This window comes from Ancylobacter amanitiformis (genome assembly GCF_030814815.1).
In the GTDB taxonomy this organism is placed as follows: domain Bacteria; phylum Pseudomonadota; class Alphaproteobacteria; order Rhizobiales; family Xanthobacteraceae; genus Ancylobacter; species Ancylobacter amanitiformis.
In genome coordinates this window covers 68953-90580 of sequence record NZ_JAUSVR010000003.1, presented here as the reverse complement: position 1 = coordinate 90580, position 21628 = coordinate 68953, and the positions used below count along the sequence as shown (strand labels likewise).

General features: G+C 68.0%; 20 protein-coding genes, 1 other RNA gene and 1 pseudogene. 12 read left to right on the top strand and 10 right to left on the bottom strand.

Translation table 11 applies throughout. From position 1 onward, the window contains the following. The first annotated feature begins 31 nt into the window (after positions 1-31). Positions 32-3454, top strand: coding sequence for a putative bifunctional diguanylate cyclase/phosphodiesterase (locus QOZ99_RS05865; RefSeq protein ID WP_370876801.1), 3423 nt, complete (start codon positions 32-34; stop codon positions 3452-3454). 308 nt (positions 3455-3762) lie between these two features. Here the strand turns inward: QOZ99_RS05865 and QOZ99_RS05860 are convergent, their stop codons facing one another. Beyond that, on the bottom strand, positions 3763-4389 hold the full coding sequence (locus tag QOZ99_RS05860; protein WP_306889057.1) for a YqgE/AlgH family protein: 627 nt from the start codon (positions 4387-4389) through the stop codon (positions 3763-3765). 188 nt (positions 4390-4577) lie between these two features. On the opposite strand from QOZ99_RS05860, the gene QOZ99_RS05855 reads away from it, so the two are divergent. After that, the gene (locus QOZ99_RS05855) at positions 4578-5414 is read left to right on the top strand and encodes a protein-disulfide reductase DsbD domain-containing protein (protein WP_306889056.1); all 837 of its coding nucleotides are present in this window, start codon (positions 4578-4580) and stop codon (positions 5412-5414) included. 134 nt (positions 5415-5548) lie between these two features. Further along, entirely contained in the window at positions 5549-6034 is a 486-nt protein-coding gene (locus tag QOZ99_RS05850) for a peroxiredoxin (RefSeq protein WP_306889055.1), read from the top strand. A gap of 159 nt (positions 6035-6193) precedes the next feature. Here the strand turns inward: QOZ99_RS05850 and QOZ99_RS05845 are convergent, their stop codons facing one another. Beyond that, complete coding sequence (locus tag QOZ99_RS05845) at positions 6194-6403, bottom strand: YdcH family protein (RefSeq protein ID WP_183190677.1); 210 nt, start codon at positions 6401-6403, stop codon at positions 6194-6196. Between the two features lie 245 nt (positions 6404-6648). Between QOZ99_RS05845 and QOZ99_RS05840 the strand changes: the two genes are divergently transcribed. After that, entirely contained in the window at positions 6649-6825 is a 177-nt protein-coding gene (locus tag QOZ99_RS05840) for a YdcH family protein (RefSeq protein ID WP_306889054.1), read from the top strand. A 402-nt stretch (positions 6826-7227) separates the two neighbouring features. Beyond that, complete coding sequence (locus QOZ99_RS05835) at positions 7228-9159, top strand: propionyl-CoA synthetase (protein WP_306889322.1); 1932 nt, start codon at positions 7228-7230, stop codon at positions 9157-9159. Positions 9160-9228: 69 nt separating this feature from the next. Here the strand turns inward: QOZ99_RS05835 and QOZ99_RS05830 are convergent, their stop codons facing one another. Next, positions 9229-9936: a DUF1013 domain-containing protein gene (locus tag QOZ99_RS05830; RefSeq protein ID WP_306889053.1), complete on the bottom strand. Its 708-nt coding sequence runs from the start codon at positions 9934-9936 to the stop codon at positions 9229-9231. Positions 9937-10261: 325 nt separating this feature from the next. On the opposite strand from QOZ99_RS05830, the gene ispH reads away from it, so the two are divergent. The 5 genes from ispH to QOZ99_RS05805 all read left to right on the top strand — a co-directional run bounded on the left by ispH (position 10262) and on the right by QOZ99_RS05805 (position 13868). After that, positions 10262-11239, top strand: a complete 978-nt coding sequence (ispH, locus tag QOZ99_RS05825; protein WP_306889321.1) for a 4-hydroxy-3-methylbut-2-enyl diphosphate reductase — start codon at positions 10262-10264, stop codon at positions 11237-11239. A gap of 48 nt (positions 11240-11287) precedes the next feature. Continuing rightward, a complete protein-coding gene (locus tag QOZ99_RS05820) occupies positions 11288-12256 on the top strand; it encodes a homoserine kinase (RefSeq protein ID WP_306889052.1) in 969 nt (322 codons plus the stop codon). Continuing rightward, positions 12253-12762, top strand: a complete 510-nt coding sequence (rnhA, locus tag QOZ99_RS05815) for a ribonuclease HI (protein ID WP_306889051.1) — start codon at positions 12253-12255, stop codon at positions 12760-12762. The genes QOZ99_RS05820 and rnhA overlap by 4 nt, the downstream gene beginning before the upstream one ends. Before the next feature lie 178 nt (positions 12763-12940). Next, positions 12941-13066: a type B 50S ribosomal protein L36 gene (gene ykgO, locus QOZ99_RS05810; RefSeq protein WP_013167868.1), complete on the top strand. Its 126-nt coding sequence runs from the start codon at positions 12941-12943 to the stop codon at positions 13064-13066. 106 nt (positions 13067-13172) lie between these two features. Next, entirely contained in the window at positions 13173-13868 is a 696-nt protein-coding gene (locus tag QOZ99_RS05805) for a tetratricopeptide repeat protein (RefSeq protein WP_306889050.1), read from the top strand. 9 nt (positions 13869-13877) lie between these two features. Here the strand turns inward: QOZ99_RS05805 and QOZ99_RS05800 are convergent, their stop codons facing one another. The 5 genes and pseudogenes from QOZ99_RS05800 to QOZ99_RS05780 all read right to left on the bottom strand — a co-directional run bounded on the left by QOZ99_RS05800 (position 13878) and on the right by QOZ99_RS05780 (position 17475). Next, complete coding sequence (locus QOZ99_RS05800; protein WP_306889049.1) at positions 13878-14387, bottom strand: dihydrofolate reductase; 510 nt, start codon at positions 14385-14387, stop codon at positions 13878-13880. Further along, the gene (locus QOZ99_RS05795) at positions 14384-15661 is read right to left on the bottom strand and encodes a flavin monoamine oxidase family protein (RefSeq protein ID WP_306889048.1); all 1278 of its coding nucleotides are present in this window, start codon (positions 15659-15661) and stop codon (positions 14384-14386) included. The genes QOZ99_RS05800 and QOZ99_RS05795 overlap by 4 nt, the downstream gene beginning before the upstream one ends. A gap of 485 nt (positions 15662-16146) precedes the next feature. Continuing rightward, positions 16147-16662 (bottom strand): annotated as a pseudogene (locus tag QOZ99_RS22305) (SspB family protein); the annotation flags it as partial. A gap of 52 nt (positions 16663-16714) precedes the next feature. Further along, positions 16715-17067: a transfer-messenger RNA gene (gene ssrA / locus QOZ99_RS05785) on the bottom strand. A gap of 30 nt (positions 17068-17097) precedes the next feature. Further along, the gene (locus QOZ99_RS05780) at positions 17098-17475 is read right to left on the bottom strand and encodes a hypothetical protein (protein ID WP_306889046.1); all 378 of its coding nucleotides are present in this window, start codon (positions 17473-17475) and stop codon (positions 17098-17100) included. Between the two features lie 240 nt (positions 17476-17715). On the opposite strand from QOZ99_RS05780, the gene QOZ99_RS05775 reads away from it, so the two are divergent. After that, entirely contained in the window at positions 17716-18510 is a 795-nt protein-coding gene (locus tag QOZ99_RS05775; protein WP_306889045.1) for a thymidylate synthase, read from the top strand. Between the two features lie 13 nt (positions 18511-18523). Next, entirely contained in the window at positions 18524-19003 is a 480-nt protein-coding gene (locus QOZ99_RS05770; RefSeq protein WP_306889044.1) for a GNAT family N-acetyltransferase, read from the top strand. A 170-nt stretch (positions 19004-19173) separates the two neighbouring features. Here the strand turns inward: QOZ99_RS05770 and QOZ99_RS05765 are convergent, their stop codons facing one another. Both QOZ99_RS05765 and fumC read right to left on the bottom strand, forming a co-directional pair. Continuing rightward, entirely contained in the window at positions 19174-19935 is a 762-nt protein-coding gene (locus tag QOZ99_RS05765; RefSeq protein WP_306889043.1) for a Spy/CpxP family protein refolding chaperone, read from the bottom strand. A gap of 154 nt (positions 19936-20089) precedes the next feature. Beyond that, positions 20090-21481 carry a class II fumarate hydratase gene (gene fumC, locus QOZ99_RS05760; protein WP_306889042.1) on the bottom strand — a complete coding sequence of 464 codons (1392 nt, stop codon included), beginning with the start codon at positions 21479-21481 and terminating at the stop codon, positions 20090-20092. Positions 21482-21628 lie beyond the last annotated feature (147 nt).

Genomic DNA, 21628 nt, shown 5'->3' with positions numbered 1-21628 from the left:
CTTCTTCCGTCGTTTCCCGCTGCGTATGTCGATGCGCCGGCCAGCCCTCGGGCAGCTGGCATTCGCCGCGCTCGCGCTGGTGCTGGCCAGCGCGTTCCCCGCGTCGGTCGCCCGCGCGCTGGACGCGGTGGCGATCCGCCTTGACGCGCTGGTGGTCGATCTCGCCCCGGCGATCGAGCGGCATACGAGCGAGACCGACCGCATCCAGGTCTCGACCGTGCCGGGCGCCGACGGCATCGTCCGCCGCATCGAGGTGCGCTCGGTCGCGCCGGGGCCGGATGGCAGCAAATGGGCGGTGTTCGCCCTCGCCAACAATACCGACGAGCAGGTCGACCGGCTGATCGTGGCGCCGCACTACCGCATGGTGGGATCCGGCGTGTTCTGGCCGGACCTCGGCAACCGGCGCATCCTCAACATCACCGCCAGCCAGGGCTTCCGCCCCGAGCGGCAGAACGCGCCGGACGCCGACGTCTACCTCATCACCCTCGATCCCGGCGCGACGGTGACGCTGGTGGCGGAACTTGCCGACGGCAACCTGCCGCAGCTCTATCTCTGGGAGCCGGAGGCCTACAAGGACAAGGTCAACAGCTTCACGCTGTATAATGGCATCGTCATTGGCATTGCCGGCCTGCTGGCGCTGTTCCTCACCATCCTGTTCGTGGTGAAGGGCAGCGCGATGTTCCCCGCCGCGGCACTTCTGGCCTGGGCCGTGCTGGGCTATATCGGCCTCGATTTCGGCTTCTGGTCGAAAGTGTTCGGCATCTCGCCGCTGGCGCAGCAATTCTGGCGCGCGGCCGGCGAGGCGATCCTCGCCGCCACGCTGGTCGTGTTCCTGTTCGCCTATCTCAACCTCAACCGCTGGCACGTGCGCTATGCGCACATCACCGCCGGCTGGCTGGTCTTCCTCGCCGCGCTGGTGGGCCTCGCGCTGCTCGACCCCTCGGCGGCGGCCGGCATCGCCCGGCCCTCGCTGCTGGTGGTGTCGATCATGGGCTTCGCCGTGGTGCTGTGGCTCGCCCTGCACCGCTATGACCGCGCCGTTCTCATCATCCCGACCCTCCTGCTTCTGGTCGTATGGGTCGTCACCGCCGGCATGGCGGTGTCGGGGCGCATCGGCAACGACCTCGTCGCCCCGGCCCTGCTCGGCGGGCTGGTGCTGATCGTCATGCTGATCGGCTTCACGGTGATGCAGCACGCCTTCGCCGGCACCGGCTCGGTGGCCGGCAGCACGCAGGAACTGGAGCGCCGCGCGCTCGCCGTGGCGGGCTCGGGCGATATCGTCTGGGACTGGGACGTCGACACCGATCGCATCCATGTGAGCCCGGAAGCCGAGCACATGCTCGGCCTCAAGCACGGCACGCTGGAGACCGAGGCCGCCGGCTGGCTGGACATCATCCATCCGATGGACCGCGACCGTTTCCGCGCCACGCTGGACGGGCTGCTGGACCAGCGGCGCGGGCGCATCGACCAGGATTTCCGCCTGCGCGCGCATGACGGCCATTACATGTGGTTCAACCTGCGCGCGCGGCCGGTGGTCGGCACCGATGGCGAGGTGGTGCGCTGCATCGGCACGCTGTCCGACGTCACCGACATGCGCACCGCCGAGGAGCGGATGCTGCACGACGCGGTGCACGACAATTTGACCGGCCTGCCCAACCGCGAACTGTTTCTCGACCGCCTCGCCTCCGCCAACGGCTTCGCCCGCGCCGACGAGACGCTGAAGCCGACCATCATGCTGATCGACATCGACCGATTCCAGCAGGTCAATGCCAGCCTCGGCATGCCGGCGGGCGATTCCATCCTGCTCACCGTCGCGCGCCGGCTGATGCGCCTCACCAAGCAGCAGGACACGCTGGCGCGGCTCGGCAGCGATCATTTCGCGCTCATCCTCATGTCCGAGCGCGATCCCGAGCGCATCACCGCCTTCGCCGACACGCTGCGCCGCACGCTGCGCGCGCCCATCACCTTCGGCGACCGCGAGATCTTCATCACCGCCTCGATCGGCCTTCTGCTGGCGGACGGGCAACGGCGGACGCCGGACGAGATGATGAAGGATTCGGAGCTGGCGATGTATTTCGCCAAGCGCGTGGGCGGCGACCGCATCGAGGTGTTCCGGCCCTCGATGCGCACTCACAAGCTCGACCGGCTCACCATGGAAGCGGATCTGCGCCAGGCGCTGGAGCGCTCGGAGATCAGCATCGTCTACCAGCCGGTGGTCGATCTTTCGACCCGCGCCATTGCCGGCTTCGAGGCCATGGTGCGGTGGCAGCATCCCACACTGGGCACGTTGGCGCCGGCCGATTTTTTCGGCATTGCCGAGGATTCCGGCCTCATCGTCGATATCGGCCTGTTCATGCTCGATGGTGCCGCACGCCAGCTGGGCAGCTGGCAGCGCATCCTGCGTGGCGAGCCGATCTTCGTCTCGGTGAACATCTCCTCCCGGCAGATGCTGCGCCACGACCTGCTGCAGGACATCAAGGCGATCCTCGCCCGCAACGTGGTGGCCCCCGGCACGCTGAAGCTGGAACTGGCCGAATCGCTGGCGATGGAAAACCCGGAATATTCCGCGCAGATCCTCTTGCGCATGCGCGAGCTTGGCGCGGGCCTCTCACTGGACGATTTCGGCACGGGCTATTCCTCGCTGGCCTATCTCCAGCGCTTCCCGTTCGACACGATCAAGGTCGACCGCACCTTCATGAAGGCGCTGGGGCGCAACGGCAACAAGGCCCAGCGCCCGGTCATCCTGCGCACCATCATCAACATGGCCCATGACCTGGGCATGGACATCGTCGCCGAGGGAATCGAGAGCGAGCAGGCCGCTTCCGCGCTGGCCCGCCTCGGCTGCCGCTACGGACAGGGTCACCTGTTCGGCGAGCCCATGTCGGCGGAGGATGCACGCCGGCAGCTTCAGCCCGATTCCGCCCCGGCCTCGCTTCTGGAACGCAGCCGCCTGCTCTCACGCGGCGGCAAGCCCGCCCCGAGGCCCGCGCCGGCCAGGCCGGTGGACGGCAAGGCGCCGGACACGAAGGTTGCCGACGCCAGGGTTTCCGATGCCAGGGTTTCCGATGCCAGGGTTTCCGATGCCAGGGTTTCCGATGCCAGGGTTTCCGACGCCAGGGCGCCGGATGCCAAGGCGCCGGATGCCAGGACGCCGGATGCCCGGCCCGCGCCCTTGAGGCCCGCACCCCTGAGGCCGCCCGCGCCAAGGTCCCCTGCGGCTAATTCTGCCCCGGCGTCGGCCGCAATTGCGACCGGCAGCGCGACGGCCAGCCTGCAACAGCTGGCGAACGTGCTCGGCGGCGCCCCGGCAACCACAGCCCCGCCGAGCCCGGCACCGCGGCCCACCACCTCACCCGCCGAGGCCGGCACCCGCGGTGCCCCCGCCCCGTCCGCGGCACCGAGGCCTGCTGCGGCCAAGCCTCCGGCGGTGACCAAGCCGGCCCAGCAGGGGTAAGGCCCCGCCTCTTGCCAGGCAGGCGCGCTTTTTGCCAGGCAGGCGGGCTTTTCAGCGGCGCGCTTGCAAAACGCAGGGCTTGCAAAACGCAGGGCTTGCAAAATGCAGGGCTTGCAAAATGCAGGGTACGTCTGCGGAGCGGGCAACGCGCGGCGTTCACGCGCAAAGTCGCTGCCAAGCCGAACAGCCACTGCCAAGCTGAACAGACGAAAAGAATCGTTCGGAAAGGGCGCGACACGGCATCCGCCGCTGCCGGCATCCGCCCGCGGCTTCTCGCCCGCGCGGTCCCGCAGGCGGGCGGCCCGGCCTCAGGCGTGCCCGGCGTCGGGGGAGAGCATGCCGGGATCGATGCCGATCTTGCGCAGGGCGAGGTCGTATTTCACGCTCGCTTCGGCCTCGAACACCAGCGTCTGGTCCGCCGGGCAGTGCAGCCAGCCATTCTGCTGAATCTCGTTCTCCAGCTGTCCCGGCGCCCATCCGGCATAGCCGAGAGCGAGCAGCGCGCTCGCGGGGCCTCCACCGGCGGCAATGGCCTTCAGGATATCGAGCGTGGCGGTGAGGCAGATGCCATCATCGATCGGCAGCGTCGAATCCTCGATGAAGAAATCGGAGCTGTGCAGCACGAAGCCGCGCCCGGTCTCGACCGGCCCGCCCTTCAGTACCTTCACGCCGCCGGCGCGCTGCGGCAGGTGAATGCGATCCTCCTGCGGAATGACATCCAGCTGCACAAGGAGATCGGAAAACTTGATGTTGGGCGCGGGCTGGTTGACGATGATGCCCATCGCCCCCTCGGGTGAATGCGCGCACAGATAGATCACCGCACGGGCAAAACGCTCGTCGCGCATGCCCGGCATGGCAACCAGCATCTGTCCCTCAAGATAGGCCCCGTCAGAACCGCCGCCGGACCTGTCGCGGCTTTCTCGTCCAATCCACATGGGTAAAAGCCTAATCCTCGCGGGGTCATTTGCAAGAGCCGCGTGCGTCCCAAGATTTCGCTGCGGGAAGGGCCTCACATGAAAGTGCGCTGGCGAGACTTTCCGGCGGCGGCGCGAGAGGCTATCGCCAGAGCATGGTTTCGCGCGCACGCCTCGCCCTTGCTCCCGCCGCCCTCATGGTAGCCCTCATGACCGCGCTCCCCGGCGCCGTACCCGCTCGGGCGGACAGCGCGCCGGTGGTTGGCTCCGGGGACATAAGTTCCCCCTGGACGGCGCCGAACGGTACGGCGGTGCGGCTTCTCGCCGGCCCCCGCGACGGCGAGATCGTCACCGGCGGCGTGCAGATCCGGCTCGGTGCCGGCTGGAAAACCTACTGGCGCTATCCCGGCGACAGCGGCGTTCCGCCGCATTTTGACTGGTCGGGCTCCGACAATGTCGCGCGGGTGGATATCCTCTGGCCGGCGCCGGTCCGCTTCGACGACGGCGGCAGCTTCTCCATCGGCTACAAGAAGGACGTCACCCTGCCCTTCCGGGTGACGCCGCGCGATCCCGGCAAGCCGGTCGACCTGCGCCTCACCCTCGATTTCGCGGTATGCGCGAAGATCTGCCAGCCGGCCACCGCCGAAGTGGCCCTGGCGCTCCCGGCGGATGGCGCACCATCAACGCCGCCGGATCTGGCCGCCGCGCTTTCCACCGTGCCGCAGCTGGCCGCCTTCGGTAATGGCGGCGCCACCGCGCTGGAGACGGCCGACCTCGGCCCCGCCGCCGGCCAGCCCGGCCAGACCATCCGCGTCGTGGCCCGCGTGGCCAATCCCGATACCGCCGACCTGTTCGTCGAGGGGCCGAGCGAGGATTGGGCGCTGCCGCTGCCCGCCCGCGAGCCCGGCCCGGACGGACAGACCGTGTTCCTCCTGCCGGTCGACGGCGTGCCCAAGGGGGCGGACATCGCGGCCACGCGGCTACGCTTCACGCTGGTCGACGGCCCGCGCGCCGTCGAGGTGGACGCCCTCCTTTCCGCACGCTGAAAACGCTTCCCGATCAATGGGAAACGGTTATTCTACCGGCCGACCGGGCCGACGGGTCGCGCGCGACACAGGCGCGGCGCCGGCTGGCGGCCCGGCGACCGCCCGCATATCCAGCGCTTGAAAGGAAACACCCAATGACGATCAAGGTCGGCGACCAGCTGCCGAGCGTCACCTTCCGCGTCGCCACCGAGGACGGCCCGGTGCCGAAATCCACCGACGAGATCTTCAAGAACAAGAAGGTCGTCCTGTTCGCCGTTCCCGGCGCCTTCACGCCCACCTGCCACAAGAACCACCTGCCGAGCTTCATCGCCCGCGCCGACGATTTCTTCGCCAAGGGCGTCGACGCCATCGCGGTGACGGCGGTCAACGATCCGTTCGTGCTCGCCGCGTGGGAAAAGGCCTCCAATGCCGGCGGCAAGATCATCTTCCTGTCGGACGGCAATGGCGAGTTCGCCAAGGCGATCGGCCTTGATTTCGACGCGTCGGCCGCCGGCCTCGGCGTGCGCTCCAAGCGCTATTCCGCGGTGGTGGACGATGGCGAAGTGCTGATCCTCAATGTCGAGGACGTGCCGAGCAAGGCCGACAAGACCAATGCCGACGTGCTGCTGACGCAGTTCTGAGACGTGCCGGCCGTCCTCGCCGCTGGCAGGGGACGGCCGCCGCAATCGCCCGCCTTCCGCCGACGCCACGAAGGCTGGCCGTCTGGCCACGCCAAACCGCTCCCGTCCGAAAACGCGGCGAACGCGCGCCCCGAGGCGCGCGACGGGAGCCCTCCGCGCTCAGGCGATGATGTCAGGGCACATCTGGTCTTCGATATAGCCGATGCGATCCTTGATCAGCAGCTTGCGCTTCTTGAATCGCGCCAGCTGCAGCTGGTCGCTGCCCGGCATCTCCTGCAACGCGGCGATCGCCACGTCGAGATCGCGATGCTCCTGCCGCAGGCGCTCGAGGAGAGCCCTCTGCTCCCGTTCCTCATCCGCCGCCGTCATCTGTTCTGCCAAACACCTGATCCGCAAACTCAGTCGCCCCTCCAGCCGGGGCGTGGCGGATAGTATCACCGGCCACGGGCCCGCTCGCAACAGCTTCCGCAACCACCGGCGCAGGCCGCGAGCCCCCTCGCCATGGACCGTTGCGCGGTCCCGCATGCTGCAGCGCAGCGCATCGTGTCGTCGACAGCGCGAAACTCTCGTGACAGACTGATGACGTCCGCATCTGACGACAGGAGATAATGTCCATGTCCATGCAGGCGCATGTCACGGAACTTGAGCGGCGCCATCAGGCACTCGAGCGCGAACTGAAGGAAGAGATAAACCGCCCGGCGTCGAATGACGCCCGTGTCGCCGATCTGAAACGGCGGAAACTTCTGCTGAAGGACGAAATCACGCGGCTCAAGGGAGCAACCCTCCACTAACGGGCCCCGGCGCAACATTTCCATGCATTTCCATGCATTCGCATTAACCCGGACGGCTCCAGCGGCTTGAGGCATTCTGCCCGGCGGCGGACACATCGGGCAGACAGAGCGCCTTTCCGCTGCGCGCCATCCGCGAAGACATCCGCCGCCGGCTCCTCAGGGCCGGCGGTTCGCGTTGAAGGACCATGCGCCCACGGCGGCAGCGGCGGCGTGCCACCGCGATGGTGCGGCAGGCACCTCCGGACGCGATGACCCTGACGCGATGACCCTGGGGCACGACCAAGGTCGTAAGCATTTGAGCGTTCTTGAATTGCCGGTCATGAGCCGTGAAATTCAGTTCAAGCAAGAAAATGTCGCTCCAGGAGAACGCCCATGTCGATGCCCGTCTCGACGCCTATCTCGATGCCTGCCCCGCAGGAGAGCCGCTACCCCGCCGCCTACGCGCAGTCGATCGAACATCCGGACATGTTCTGGGGCGAGGCGGCGCGTGCCATCGACTGGTATGTCGAGCCCCGGACCATTTTCGACCCCGCCGCCGGGGTCTATGGCCGCTGGTTTGTCGATGGCGTCACCAATGTCTGTCACAACGCGGTGGACCGCCACGTCGCGGCCGGCCGCGGCGCGGTGGCGGCGATCCACTATGACAGCCCCGTCACCGGCGCCAGACGCACCATCACCTATGCCGAGTTGCTCACCGAAGTGAGCGCGCTGGCCGGCGTGCTGCGCGAACTCGGCGTCGAGAAGGGCGACCGCGTCGTCATCTACATGCCGATGATTCCCGAGGCGGTGTTCGCCATGCTGGCCTGCGCCCGCATCGGCGCGGTGCATTCGGTGGTGTTCGGCGGCTTTGCCGCGGCCGAACTCGCCAGCCGCATCGACGACGCCCAGCCGAGGCTGGTGCTCTCCGCCTCCTGCGGCATCGAGCCGAGCCGCCTCATTGCCTACAAGCCGCTGCTCGACCTCGCGCTGACCATGGCGACGCACAAGCCGGAAGCCTGCCTCGTGTTCCAGCGCCCGCAGGCGCAGGCCCAGCTCCTGCCCGGCCGCGACCATGACTGGGCGAGCCTGCGCGCCAGCGCGATGGCCGAGGGGCGCGGCGCCGAGCCGGTTCCGCTCGCCGCCACCGATCCGCTGTACATCCTCTATACCTCGGGCACGACCGGCAAGCCGAAAGGCGTCGTGCGCGACACCGGCGGCTACATGGTGGCGCTGCGCTGGTCGATGTCGGGGCTCTACGGCGTCGAGCCGGGCGAGGTGTTCTGGTCCGCCTCGGATATTGGCTGGGTGGTCGGCCATTCCTACATCATCTACGCCCCGCTGCTGGCCGGCTGCACCACGGTGCTCTACGAGGGCAAGCCGGTGGGCACGCCCGATGCCGGCGTGTTCTGGCGCGTCATCGAGGAATACCGGGTGAGCGCGCTGTTCACCGCGCCGACCGCGCTGCGGGCCATCAAGAAGGAAGACCCCGAAGGGCTGCTGATGCACCGCTATGACCGCTCGTCGCTGCGCGCCCTGTTCCTCGCCGGCGAGCGGGCCGACCCCGACACGGTGGAATGGGCGCAGGCGAAGCTCGGGGTGCCGGTGGTCGATCACTGGTGGCAGACCGAAACCGGCTGGGCCATCGCCGGCAATCCGGTGGGGCTCGGCGCGCTGCCGATCAAGATCGGCTCCACCGGCGTGCCGATGCCGGGCTACCAGGTCGACATTCTCGACGAGGGCGGGCACCCCCTCGGTGCCAACCGCATGGGCTCGATCGCCATCAGGCTGCCGCTGCCGCCGGGCTGCCTGCCCACGCTCTGGCGGCAGGATTTCCGCTTCACCGAAGGCTATCTCGCCGAGTTTCCCGGCTACTACAAGACCGCCGATGCCGGCTTCTGCGACGAGGACGGCCAGCTCTTCATCATGGGCCGCACCGACGACATCATCAACGTGGCCGGCCATCGCCTCTCCACCGGTGGCATGGAGGAAGTGCTCGCCGCCCATCCGGCCGTCGCCGAATGCGCCGTCATCGGCATCCATGACGAACTCAAGGGCGAGGTGCCGTGCGGCTTTCTCGTGCTGAAATCCGGCGTCGACCGCTCGCCGGCGCTGATCGAGGCGGAGATCGTCGCGCTGGTGCGCGAGCGCATCGGTCCGGTGGCCGCCTTCCGCATCGCCATCACGGTGAACCGCCTGCCGAAGACCCGCTCGGGCAAGATCCTGCGCGGCACGATGAAGAAGATTGCCGATGCGCAGGCGTGGAACATGCCCGCCACGATCGATGATCCGACCTCGCTGGAGGAGATTGCGCACGCGCTGCAGACGCGCGGCCTCACCAGGGTCTCCGCCGCCTGAGCCGGCTCCACTGCCTCATGAAAAAGGGGGCCGCGAGGCCCCCTTTGCATGCCGGCCGGCGGAGAAGGATCACTCCTCCTCGGCAGCGGTCTTGCGCGAGCCGCCAAGCTTGGCGAATACGGTCTCGAGGTCGATGGGCTCCTCGCGCGGCTTGCGCTGGGGCACGAAAGGCTCCTCCATGGCGCCGGGACCGGTGGTGACGTCGGCGGGGAGCAGCGTCGAGCCCTCCGCAGTGACCATTGTCGCCGGGCGATCCTTCGAGGAGCGCTGCACCTCGATGTCGAGATCGATCTGCGAGCACAGGCCGAGCGTCACCGGGTCCATCGGCGTCAGGTTCTGCGCGTTCCAGTGGGTGCGCTCCTTGATCGATTCGATGGTGTGCTTGGTGGTGCCGACAAGCCGCATGATCTGGCTGTCCTTCAGTTCCGGATGGCTGCGCAGCAGCCAGAGGATGGCGTTCGGCCGATCCTGCCGCTTCGATACCGGGGTATAGCGGGGGCCGCGCCGGCGCTTGGGCTCGGGCAGGCGCACCTTCGATTCCAGAAGCCGGAGGTGATAGGCGGCATTCTTCTCGCCCCGCTCGATCTCGTCGCGCGAGAGCTGGCCGGTCGTGACAGGATCGCTGCCCTTGATGCCCTGCGCCACTTCGCCGTCGGCGATGCCCTTCACCTCGAGCACGTGGAGCTTACAGAAATCGGCGATCTGGTCGAAGGTCAGCGCGGTATTCTCCACCAGCCATACGGCGGTGGCCTTCGGCATGAGCGGTGCGTTGGCCATGGGGCGCGTCTCCATCCAATGTGCTTCATACGGCCGCGCAAACTCTCTCACGCGCTCCACCGCCTTGTCGGGGCGAAGCCTCGGACCGTCTCGCGATGACCGGGATAAGGCGAATATAGGCCCGTGCGCGCCGTCCTGCAAATCCAAAGAAATACGGTCCTGTCACCGCGTCCGATGCGCCCTTCCGGCCCCCGCGCTTGACAGGGCGGGGATCGCCAACCATGACGATGAGAGGCCGCTGCGGCGGGCCGCGGAGGAACGCAACCGCCATGAACCGCTCGATGACGGATCCCCGATGACGAATCCTTCGATGACGGATCGCTCGATGACGGATCGGGCCGGCGGCAAACCCGCCCTGCGCGTGCTGCTCTGCGCCCCGCGCGGCTTCTGCGCCGGCGTGGTGCGGGCCATCGACGCGGTCGAGCGGGCGCTGGCGATCCACGGCGCGCCGGTCTATGTCCGCCACGAGATCGTGCACAACAAATACGTCGTCGAGGGCCTGAAGGCGAAGGGCGCGATCTTCGTCGAGGAACTCGACGAGGTGCCCGCCGGCACCCGCGCACCGGTGATCTTCTCCGCCCATGGCGTTGCCAAATCGGTGCCCGAGGACGCGGCCGCGCGCCATTTCTACGCCATCGACGCCACCTGCCCGCTTGTCACCAAGGTACATCGCGAGGCGACGGTGCATCACAAGCGCGGGCGTGAAGTGGTGCTGATCGGCCATGCCGGCCATCCCGAGGTGATCGGCACCATGGGCCAGCTGCCCGCCGGCGCCGTCTCGCTGGTCGAAACCGCCGAGCAGGCCCGCCTGTTCGTGCCGCGCGACCCGGACAATCTCGCCTTCACGACCCAGACCACCCTGTCGATCGACGACACCGCCGGCATCGTGGCGATCCTGCGCGAGCGCTTTCCCAACATGGTGGCGCCGCACAAGGAAGACATCTGCTACGCCACCACCAACCGGCAGGAAGCGGTCAAGCGCGTGGCGCCCGAGGTCGACGCGCTGATCGTGGTGGGCGCGCCCAATTCATCGAACTCGCAGCGCCTGCGCGAAGCGGCCGAGCGCGCCGGCTGCCGGGTCGCGGTGCTGGTGCAGCGGGCCAGCGAGATCGACTGGAGCCTGTTCGGCGACATTTCCTCGCTCGCGGTCACGGCCGGCGCCTCCGCCCCCGAGATCCTCGTCGAGGAAGTCATCGATGCCTTTGCCGAGCGCTTCGCGGTGAAGGTGGAAACCGTGCACACCGCGCACGAAGACGTGTTCTTCCCCCTGCCCCGGCAGCTGCGCGCCGACGCCGCGGAATAGTCCCCGCGGATCGCCCCGCGCCACACCAGCGAGTTGCCCAACCATCCCATGGCCGTCTACACCGACGTCACCCCGGAAGAGCTCGAGGCTTTTCTCTCCACCTATGAGCTTGGCCGCCTGCGCGCCTTCAAGGGCATTGCCGAGGGCGTGGAGAATTCCAACTACCTGCTGCAGACCGAGGCCGGCAGCTTCATCCTCACCCTCTACGAGAAGCGGGTGAACCCGGCCGACCTGCCCTTCTTCATCGGCCTGATGGAACATCTGGCGACGCGCGGCATCGATTGCCCGCAGCCGGTGCGCAACCGCGACGGCGTGGCGCTGGGCACCCTCGCCGGGCGCCCCGCGCTGATCGCCACCTTCCTCATCGGCACCTCGGTGCGCCGGCCGAGCGCCGCCCATTGCGCCGCGCTGGGCGCCGCGCTGGCCGGGCTGCACAAGGCGGGAGCCGACTTCACCGCGCAGGCCCGCGTCAACGCGCTCTCGGTGGCCGGCTGGCGGCCGCTATTCGATCAGGCCGGCGCGCGCGCCGACACGGTGGCGCCCGGCCTCGCCGCGCTCATCGCCGATGAACTTGCCGTGCTGGAGCCGAACTGGCCGAAGGGCCTTCCCACCGGCGTCATCCATGCGGATCTCTTCCCCGACAACGTGTTCTTTACCGATGGCCGGCTCTCGGGGCTGATCGACTTCTATTTCGCCTGCAACGACCTCCTCGCCTATGACGTCGCCATCTGCCTCAATGCCTGGTGCTTCGAGCCGGACGGCGCCTACAACCTCACCAAGGGGCGGGCCCTGCTCGCCGGCTATCAGGCCGAGCGGGCGCTGGACGAGGCGGAAATCGCCGCGCTGCCGCTGCTGGCGCGCGGGGCGGCGCTGCGCTTCCTGCTCACCCGGCTGGTCGACTGGCTCAACGTGCCGCCCGGCGCGCTGGTGCGCCCGCACGACCCGCTGGAATATCTGCGCAAGCTGCGCTTCCACCGCGCGGCGCAGAGCCCGCGCGACTACGGAGTGGGCGCATGAAAAGCGCACCGGGAACGGCCCGCGTGTTCTCCGACGATGCATCGAAGGAGGAGCCCAATCAGGCGCCCAAGGGGATCGTGGCGATCTGGACCGACGGTGCCTGTTCGGGCAATCCCGGCCCCGGCGGCTGGGGGGCGATCCTGCGCTATGCCGGCACGGCGAAGGAACTGTGCGGGGGCGAATCGCCGACCACCAATAACCGCATGGAGCTGATGGCGGCGATCTCCGCGCTGGAGGCGCTGAAGCGTCCCTGCACGGTCGATCTGCACACGGACAGCGAATATATGCGCAACGGCATCACCAAATGGATCGCCGGCTGGAAGCGCAATGGCTGGCGCACCGCCGACAAGAAGCCGGTCAAGAATGTCGACCTGTGGGAGCGGCTGGAAGCGGCCATCGCGCGCCATGAGATTCGCTGGCACTGGGTGAAGGGCCATGCGGGCGACGAGATGAACGAACGCGCCGATGAGCTCGCCCGCGCCGGCATGGCACCCTACAAGCGCTGAAAGCGCCGATCGCGGCCGGCACGGATCGGCCCCGATCGGGGAAAAACCCGCACTGCAATTGACAAGGGCCCCTGCCCTCCGCTATCAGCCGGCCTCTAATTTGACGCTCGCGGATCGGGGCGCGGCCTTGGAGCCGCCGTCTCGTGCGCAAGCACCACCGATCCGAAGGTTACGTGTCATGAAGATCCGCAATTCGCTCAAGTCGCTGCTCGGCCGCCACCGCGACAACCGCCTGGTGCGTCGCAAGGGCCGCGTCTACATCATCAACAAGACCCAGAAGCGCTTCAAGGCGCGTCAGGGCTGATCGGCCGCACGGCGGGTCCTGCACGGTTCTTCCGGTCGCGATCACGTTTTCGCGGCCTGCGGAGCGCGCGATTGACGAGGGCGCCATCGCTCCTAGACTGGGAGCCATGCGCGCCCTCTTTGCTGTTCTCCTCCTCGCCGCGACACCTGCCGTCGCCCTGACCCCGCCGAGCGATTCGACGGCGCCGGCGCCGCGCGCGCCGCTTCAGGTCGAAGTCCCCAAGCTGAAGACGGACGCCGACAGGGCGCTCGAGAAATCCCCCGACGCCGCCGGCAAGGATGGCGCCCGCCCGCTGGACACCGGCCGCGCCGAGCCCGACCCAGGCAAACGACTCGATGCCCTGTTCGCCGCGCTCAAGGTCGCGCCGACCAAGGAATCCGCCAAGAGCATCGCCGACCGCATCGACATCGCCCTCACCCAGTCGGGCAGCGATACCGCGGATCTCTTGATGGCCCGCGCCACGCAGGCGCTGCAGACCAAGGATTTCGATCTCACCATCCAGTTGCTCGACAGCGTGCTGCGCGTCGCGCCCGACCATCTCGACGCCTGGAACAAGCGCGCCACCGTCTTCTACCTGAAGGAGGATTTCGCCGACGCGCTGGTCGACCTTCGCCAGGTCGTGGCCCGCGAGCCGCGCCATTATGGCGCCTGGGCCGGCATCGCCATCATCTGCAAGGAGATCGGCGACGACAAGCACGCGCTGGAAGCGGCGCGCCAGGCGCTCGCCATCTATCCCCACCTCGAATCGGTCGAGGACATGGAGAAGACGCTGTCGCTCAGCGTCGAGGGCCGGCCGATCTGAGCGCCCCGCTCACACCCGCTCGTAATCGACATAGCTGAACGGATGTTCGTCTTTCTCGCCCTGAAAAGGGCCTTCGTGGCTTGCCTCGCGCCACTCGCCCGCGTCGAAGCGCGGGAAATGCACATCGCCTTCCGGGCGGGCATGCACCCGCGTCAGGCGTAGCCGCTGCGCCCGCGGGAAGGCGAGCGCATAGATCTGCGCGCCACCGATCACCGCCATCTCGTCGACGCCCAGCTCCCGCGCCGCCCGCGCGCCGGCCTCCAGCGCGGCATCCAGCGAGCTTTCCACCCTCACGCCCGCCGGCGGCAGAAAACCCGCGTCGCGGCTGATGACGATGCTGGTGCGCCCTGGCAGCGGCTTGCCGATCGACTCGAAGGTGCGCCGCCCCATCAGGATCGGCTTGCCCCAGGTCATGGCCCGAAAGCGCTTCAGGTCGCTGGAAATGTGCCATGGCAGATCGGCACCGCGCCCGATCACGCCATTTTCCGCTACCGCCGCGACCAGCGTCAGCACGCTCACGCCGCCCGCCCTCCGAGCCATGCGAGAGCGGCATCCGCGGCGGCGAGGCCGGTGAGATAGGCGCCATGGGCGGTCGAATAGGCATGCGGCGACACCGCTTCGCCCGCGAACCGCACGCGCTCGCCCAGCGTCTGCGCGAGGCGCGCGCGCATATGGGCGAAGCCGGGCAGCGCGCAGCTATAGGCGCCGCCGATGAACGGATCCGTCACCCAGGACGTGGTGGCGACGCCGGTGACATGGCGGGCAATCTCCGCGCCGAAGGCATCCGTGAGCGCGGCGAGGCCGAAATCCTCCATCGCCCCGGGACCCGCCTCCACCAGCCGCGCCGCGTTGTCGCCGCCGAGCTGGCCGATCGCCATCGGCGCGCCGAACGGGTTGAGCACGAAGTTGATCGGCCGCCGCGCGGGATCGCGCAGGTCGATCGTGTCGACATAGCTGGTCGCCGCGACGCCGAACACGTCGCGGTCGAAATGGAAGGCCACCTTTTCCGCCGCGCCCAGCGGCAGCGCCGCGAAGGCCTCCGCGAGATCCGCCGGCAGCAGCGGCGCGAAGGCCAGCCCGCCGCGCGCGATCACGCTGGTCGGCACCGCGACGATGACCTGGCTCGCGGTCAGCCGGCCGAGCGGCGTCTCCAGCGCGACGTCCCGGCCCGACCAGTCGATACGCGTCACCGGGCAGCCGGTGGTGACGGCAAGGGCCGGCGCCATGCGCTGCGCCACCGACTGCACCAGCGCGCCATAGCCCTTCTCGACAGGGTAATTCTCGCCCGTGTCGGCATAAGCGACATAGTCCAGCGTCGACAGCCGCTCCGGCTCGGTCGCCGACATCAGGTTGATCCAGTGGCGCGCCAGCCGCGTCCACGGCTCCGGCACCTCCAGCACCTCGCTGGCGGCAATGTCGCGCCCCGCCTCACCCGCCCGCTTGATGGCGGCAAAGGCGCTGTCGATCCCCCGCCAGGCGGCCTCGCGCTCGCTCTCATCCGCCCAGCGTTCGCCCAGATGGGTGGCGCGCGCCTGCCGCGAGCCGCGCGACAGATAGGCGAGGCCCAGATCATCGGCCGCCGCGCGCAGCGGATTGACCGAGGCCGAATGCAGCCAGTGGCAGCCGCGATCCCATGCCACGCCGAATGTCCCGGTGTCGGTGAAGGCCCGTCCGCCGATGCGGGTTGCCGCTTCCAGCACCCGCACGTCGACCCCGGCGCGATGGAGCCGCGCGCCCGCGGCAAGGCCGGCGGCGCCGGCGCCGACGACGATCACGTCATGATGATGGCTCACGAGGCACTCTTTCTTCGGGCGTGGTCCCGCCCGGCGCGAATGCCCGCCGCTGTGTTCCAGCGACAAGCCATGGCGGGGGCGATGGCTCCGGCGACGCGGCGCGCGGTGGCTTATTTCTTGCGGAAGGCGTCGAGACGCACGACCTGCGCGCCGGATCGCGGCCCATCCTTGCCATCCCCGTCCTCATCGGAGGGAAAGGTGCCGGACGGGCCGGAACCCGATTTGCCGGAACCGGACCTGACCGAGCCCGACTTCCCCGAATCGGCCTTGCCGGACTCAGACTTGCCCGCTTCTGACTTGCCGGAAGCGGATTTCCCAGGCTCCGGCTTGTCCGTTGCCGCCGCACCGGTCTCGGTCTTGGGTTTGTCGGACTTCGCCGCCGCCTCGGGCTTCGCCTTGTCCGCCCCGGCGGGCGACAGCTTGGCGGGGAAAGGTTTGGCACCGGCCGTCTCGGGTCGCGACTCGGAATTCGTCTCCGACTTGATCTCGGATCTGGCCTCCCCGCGCCCGGCCTTGCCGCCCGACACATCGGCGACAGCGGGACGCGTCGAGGGAACGGAGGTGCCCGGAACCGACAGGCTGGGAACGGATGTGGGGCGCAACGCCGTCGGGGCGGACGGCTCCTGCTCGTCCTCGGCCGCCGCTGTGGTCGGCTCGAATTGCAGGCCGAACTTCACGGAAGGATCGAAGAAGCCCTTCAGGGCCGCGAAGGGCACGTGCAGCCGCTCGGGGATGCCGTTGAACGACAGGCCCACCTCGAGAAAAATATCCGTCACCACCAGATCCCAGAACTGATGCTGGAGGATGATGGTCATCTCCTCGGGATACCGCTCCTTGAGCCGCGGCGACAGGCGAACGCCCGGCGCCTTGGTATCGAAGGAGATGAAGAGGTGATGGTCGCCGGGCAGGCCTTCACGGGCGACATCGGTGAGGACGCGGCGCACCACGGCGCGCAGCGCGTCCTGAACTAGCAGGTCATATCGGATAAGGTCGACGCTCATGGCGGCAATGAACCCGATTCCGGCCGCGACCGCCAGCCGGTCGAAGGAAGTAAGTGCAGGCTTCTGTTGCCAGGTGCCTGCGAACCCCGCCTTACGGTGCTACCCGCTTGGACTTATTTCCCAGAGATCAAACCGCTCACGCGGCCTGAGCAACCGGAGCATAGTTGTCGTTGGCAACTATATGTTTGGTCCGATGACGGCGGTACCATGCCGGGCGAAAGAAGACCCTTTACGCTCTCGTCGATCCTGTTTCGCCCCCGCCGCAGCCCGCCCCGGACGGGCTCTGGTGGAGGCGCCGGGTACTGCCCCCGGGTCCGAAGAGTTTATTCCGATTTCCGTTTATCGCCATATCCGGCTTGCGCCGGCAAATCGAATATAGGGCCTCATACGTCCGGTTGGAAGGGGGCGCGCGGCCCCCTCCCGCACAAGCTTGCCTCACGCCTCGGTCTGGTCGCCATATTGCAGGCGCTCGATCGGCAGATTGCCGCCTCCCGTGCCGGCCAGCTTCTCGGAAAGCTCGGCGAGGCGGGAGCGCAGCGTTTCCAGGAAAACCTGCCGCATCAGCTCATAATCGAGCCGGACATCGGAATGCGCGCTGCGCAGCGCCTGCCCGGCGCGCAGCACCAGATTCGGCGTGGTGTGGGCGCCCTCGACCGCGAAATCGAGCGGATGGGTCGCATCTTTCTCCAGCAGGTTCAGGTGCATGGCGAGGCGGTGATGCTCCATCGCCAGCGCCCGCGTGCTGTCGGTGACGCGACCGGCGATCCGGTCCGCGATGTGATCGGCCATGTGGTCCGCAGCCTGTTCGGTCATGAGCGCTCCCTCCTCTTCGCATGGTTCCGCGACAAGACAATCCCGGCGGCGCCCTTCAGGTTCCCAGGATACCGGCGTGAGGCGCCGCTGCTTTTTCCTCACGCACGGCGGATGGAAGGACGGCGGAAAAACTGTCGATGACCGGCTCGGACGAGGCACTGGCGCTGCACCGGCGCCAACCCTGCGCTATATAGGGAGGGTTCGGCGCCGACAGCCGCCGAAACGGATGAGGCGACGGGCATGCGGCAATATCACGAGCTTCTGGAGAGGGTCCTGCGCGAGGGCACGCGCAAGGATGACCGCACCGGCACGGGCACGCTCTCGCTGTTCGGCCACCAGATGCGGTTCGATCTCGCGCAGGGCTTTCCGCTCGTCACCACGAAGCGGCTGCATCTGAAATCCATCGTCCACGAGCTTCTGTGGTTTCTCGCCGGCGACACCAACATCGCCTATCTCAAGGCGAACGGCGTTTCGATCTGGGATGCGTGGGCCGATGAGCGGGGCGATCTCGGCCCGGTCTATGGCCATCAATGGCGCTCCTGGCCGGATGGGCGCGGCGGGGTGATCGACCAGATCGCGCAGGTGGTGGCCGACATCCGGCGCAATCCCGATTCGCGCCGGCTGATCGTCTCCGCGTGGAATCCGGCCGACGTGCCGGACATGGCGCTGCCGCCCTGCCACTGCCTGTTCCAGTTCTATGTGCTGGATGGCAAGCTTTCCTGCCAGCTCTACCAGCGCTCGGCCGACATCTTCCTCGGCGTGCCCTTCAACATCGCCTCCTATGCGCTGCTGACCCACATGGTGGCGCAGGTGACGGGGCTGCGGCCGGGCGATTTCATCCACACCTTCGGCGACGCGCATATCTATGTGAACCACCTTGAGCAGGTGCACGAGCAATTGTCGCGCGCGCCGCGCGCCCTGCCCTCGCTCAAGCTCAACCCGGCGGTGGACGACCTCTTCGCCTTCCGCTTCGAGGACATCGCCATCGAGGGTTACGAGCCCCATCCCGCCATCCGGGCGCCGGTGGCGGTGTAAGGGGCAGCCTGAAATGAGCCTCCTCATCCGCGAAGCCCGGCCCGACGAGGCCGGGCTTATCGTCGACTTCATCTGCGAACTCGCCGAATACGAGAAGATGCGCCACGAAGTGGTGGCCTCCATCGGCGATATCGAGCGCGACCTGTTCGGGCCCAATCCACGCGTGTTCTGCGACATCGCCGAATGGCACGGCGCGCCGGCAGGCCTCGCGCTGTGGTTCTACAATTACTCGACCTTTCGCGGCCGGCACGGAATCTACCTCGAAGACCTCTATGTCCGCCCTGCCTTTCGCGGACAGGGCATCGCCAAGGCGCTGATGGCCCGGCTCGCCCGGCGCTGCGTGGACGAGGGGCTCGGGCGCTTCGAGTGGTGGGTGCTGAACTGGAACGAACCGGCGATCCGCTTCTATCGCTCCATCGGCGCGGTGCCGATGGAGGAGTGGACCGTGCAGCGCGTCACCGGCGCGGCGCTGGAGGCGCTCGCCGAGAGTTGAGCCCGAGGGCGAGGAATCCGTGGTGCCGCCGCCGGCATGTGGCCGGCGGCGGGGCTGTCGTTCAAGATGCCAGGGTTGGCAGGATGCCTGGCCCGCAGGACGCCAGACTCGCAGGACGCCTCACTCGCAGGATGCCGGGCCTTACAGGATGTGAGGGCCCGGCGCCCGGCTCAGAGCGGCTCGGCGCCGGCGGCGGGCGGCGGCAGGCCCGGCCCGCCGGCAGGCCCGCCCGCCGGGCCACCATGACGCGGATCACCATGACGCGGATCACCATGGGGGTGCATCATGCCGAAGCGCTGGCCGTGATGCCCCTCGCGCGGTCCGCCCTTGTGGTGCGGCCCGCCGAACGCCTCGAACCGGGCCTGACGGAACAGCACGTTGAATCGGTGGCGCTGGCCCGGATCAAGCGTCGCGTAGAGCGGCTTGGCGGCATCGGCGAGCTGCTTCAGCGCCGTGCCCTGCTCGATCATGCGCGAAGCCCGCTGCTCGACCTGCGCCACGACATCGCGCTCGGGTCCACCCGGCCGACCGGGGGCCGCATCCGCCTCGGGCGCCGGACCCGCATCCGGGCCGGGACCCGCCGCAGGCCCGCCCGCCGCAACGCCGGGACCCGCGCCCGGCGCGCCCGGGCCGCGCGGCCCGCGCATGGCCTCACGCTGCTCGCGGCGCTGCTCACGCCAGTCGAACTGCTCCTTGGAAAAATCCTGCAGCGCGGTTTCCAGTGCCGGCCACAGCTTGTCCTGATCGCTGGTCAGCCGCAGGCCGGCCTTGAGCGCGGCAATGCGCGCATCGGCCATGGCGCTGGCATTTTCCGCCCGCTGCTGCTGCGTGGGCGGCTGCCAGCCTGCCGCCTTCGTGCCGGGCTGGGCAATGGCAAAGGTTGCACTGGCGAGCAGAGCGGCGGCGGTAACGGCGAGGATGGTGCGTTTCATCGGCCTCAACTCCTGTTTGGTTGAGGCGATGGTGCCGCGCAATGGCCAAGTCTTCAAATGAAACTTCGGTAATGTTCTACGAAGACTTACCGATACTCGCATGAACAACCGTTCAGCTGGCGGCTGAACGGTTGTTCATCTTCATTAATGTTCGTTAAGCCGGAGAAATCATCTTCTCCGGACGAACGACCGCATCGAATTCTTCGTTGGTCACATAGCCACCGCCAACCGCTTCCTCGCGCAGCGTGGTGCCGTTCTTGTGCGCGGTCTTGGCGATCTTGGCGGCGTTGTCATAGCCGATCTTGGGCGCCAGCGCCGTGACCAGCATCAAGGAACGCTCCAGCGCCGCCTTGATATTGTCCTCCCGCGCCTCGATGCCGACCACGCAGTTATCGGTGAAACTTACCGCAGCGTCGGACAGCAGGCGGACAGACTGCAGGAAGTTATATGCCATGACCGGATTGTAGACATTGAGCTCGAAATGACCCTGGCTGCCGGCGAAGCTGAGCGCGGCATTGTTGCCGAACACCTGCACGCACACCTGCGTCAGTGCCTCGCACTGCGTCGGGTTCACCTTGCCCGGCATGATCGAGGAGCCGGGCTCGTTCTCGGGCAGCGACAACTCGCCCAGGCCAGAGCGCGGGCCCGAACCCAGCAGGCGGATATCGTTGGCGATCTTGAACAGCGACACGGCGACGGTGTTGATGGCCCCGTGCGAGAACACCATGGCGTCATGGGCGGCCAGCGCCTCGAACTTGTTGGGCGCGCTGGTGAAGGGCAGCCCGGTAATGGCGGCGATGCGGGCCGCCACCGTCTCGGCAAAGCCGACGGGCGCATTGAGCCCGGTGCCCACCGCCGTGCCGCCCTGGGCCAGTTCCATCAATGCCGGCAGCGTCTGCTCGATGCGGGTGATCCCGTTGGCGACCTGCTGCGTATATCCGGAGAATTCCTGGCCAAGCGTGAGCGGCGTGGCGTCCTGCGTATGGGTGCGGCCGATCTTGATGATGTCCTTCCATGCCTCCGACTTCGCCGCCAGCGCGTCACGCAGCTTGGCCAGCGCCGGCAGCAGCCGATGCACGATCTCTTCGGCCGCGGCGACATGCATCGCCGTCGGATAAGTGTCGTTCGACGACTGGCTCATGTTCACGTGGTCATTGGGATGCACGGGCTTCTTGGAACCAAGGACACCGCCGAGAATTTCGATCGCGCGGTTCGAAATGACCTCGTTGGCATTCATGTTCGACTGGGTGCCAGAGCCCGTCTGCCAGACCGCCAGAGGGAAATGCGCATCGAGCTTGCCGTCGATCACTTCCTGCGCCGCCTCGACGATCACCGCGCCCAGCCCGGGATCGAGATGGCCGAGTTCCACATTCGTCTCCGCCGCCGCCCGCTTGATGACGCCGAGCGCGCGGACGACCGGCAGCGGCTGCTTCTCCCAGCCGATCTTGAAATTGCCGAGCGAACGCTGCGCTTGCGCGCCCCAATACTTGTCGCTCTCAACCTCGATGGGGCCGAACGTGTCGGTTTCGATGCGGGTCGTGCTCATGGGTCGGGATCTCTCGGATCGGCATCCACAAAAGGGGCGCAATGGAACGTGAAACTCGCAGGCGCGGTCCGTTTAGCACGCGCCCCTGCGCGGGCAAATGCGACCTCGGGCGGTACTGCCGGCGGGCGCGATCACCGAGGAGGCCGG

What these genes read in the sequence shown, in the direction of transcription:
- rnhA (WP_306889051.1), top strand. Translation starts at nt 12,253, where the DNA reads ATGAAAAGCGCACCGGGAACGGCCCGCGTGTTCTCCGACGATGCATCG.
- QOZ99_RS05860 (WP_306889057.1), bottom strand. Translation starts at nt 4,389, where the DNA reads ATGTGGATTGGACGAGAAAGCCGCGACAGGTCCGGCGGCGGTTCTGAC.
- QOZ99_RS05835 (WP_306889322.1), top strand. Translation starts at nt 7,228, where the DNA reads ATGCCTGCCCCGCAGGAGAGCCGCTACCCCGCCGCCTACGCGCAGTCG.
- QOZ99_RS05865 (WP_370876801.1), top strand. Translation starts at nt 32, where the DNA reads ATGCGCCGGCCAGCCCTCGGGCAGCTGGCATTCGCCGCGCTCGCGCTG.
- QOZ99_RS05855 (WP_306889056.1), top strand. Translation starts at nt 4,578, where the DNA reads ATGACCGCGCTCCCCGGCGCCGTACCCGCTCGGGCGGACAGCGCGCCG.
- QOZ99_RS05765 (WP_306889043.1), bottom strand. Translation starts at nt 19,935, where the DNA reads ATGAAACGCACCATCCTCGCCGTTACCGCCGCCGCTCTGCTCGCCAGT.
- QOZ99_RS05830 (WP_306889053.1), bottom strand. Translation starts at nt 9,936, where the DNA reads ATGGCCAACGCACCGCTCATGCCGAAGGCCACCGCCGTATGGCTGGTG.
- QOZ99_RS05805 (WP_306889050.1), top strand. Translation starts at nt 13,173, where the DNA reads ATGCGCGCCCTCTTTGCTGTTCTCCTCCTCGCCGCGACACCTGCCGTC.
- ispH (WP_306889321.1), top strand. Translation starts at nt 10,262, where the DNA reads ATGACGGATCGGGCCGGCGGCAAACCCGCCCTGCGCGTGCTGCTCTGC.
- ykgO (WP_013167868.1), top strand. Translation starts at nt 12,941, where the DNA reads ATGAAGATCCGCAATTCGCTCAAGTCGCTGCTCGGCCGCCACCGCGAC.
- fumC (WP_306889042.1), bottom strand. Translation starts at nt 21,481, where the DNA reads ATGAGCACGACCCGCATCGAAACCGACACGTTCGGCCCCATCGAGGTT.
- QOZ99_RS05820 (WP_306889052.1), top strand. Translation starts at nt 11,288, where the DNA reads ATGGCCGTCTACACCGACGTCACCCCGGAAGAGCTCGAGGCTTTTCTC.
- QOZ99_RS05775 (WP_306889045.1), top strand. Translation starts at nt 17,716, where the DNA reads ATGCGGCAATATCACGAGCTTCTGGAGAGGGTCCTGCGCGAGGGCACG.
- QOZ99_RS05850 (WP_306889055.1), top strand. Translation starts at nt 5,549, where the DNA reads ATGACGATCAAGGTCGGCGACCAGCTGCCGAGCGTCACCTTCCGCGTC.
- QOZ99_RS05840 (WP_306889054.1), top strand. Translation starts at nt 6,649, where the DNA reads ATGTCCATGCAGGCGCATGTCACGGAACTTGAGCGGCGCCATCAGGCA.
- QOZ99_RS05780 (WP_306889046.1), bottom strand. Translation starts at nt 17,475, where the DNA reads ATGACCGAACAGGCTGCGGACCACATGGCCGATCACATCGCGGACCGG.
- QOZ99_RS05770 (WP_306889044.1), top strand. Translation starts at nt 18,524, where the DNA reads ATGAGCCTCCTCATCCGCGAAGCCCGGCCCGACGAGGCCGGGCTTATC.
- QOZ99_RS05845 (WP_183190677.1), bottom strand. Translation starts at nt 6,403, where the DNA reads ATGACGGCGGCGGATGAGGAACGGGAGCAGAGGGCTCTCCTCGAGCGC.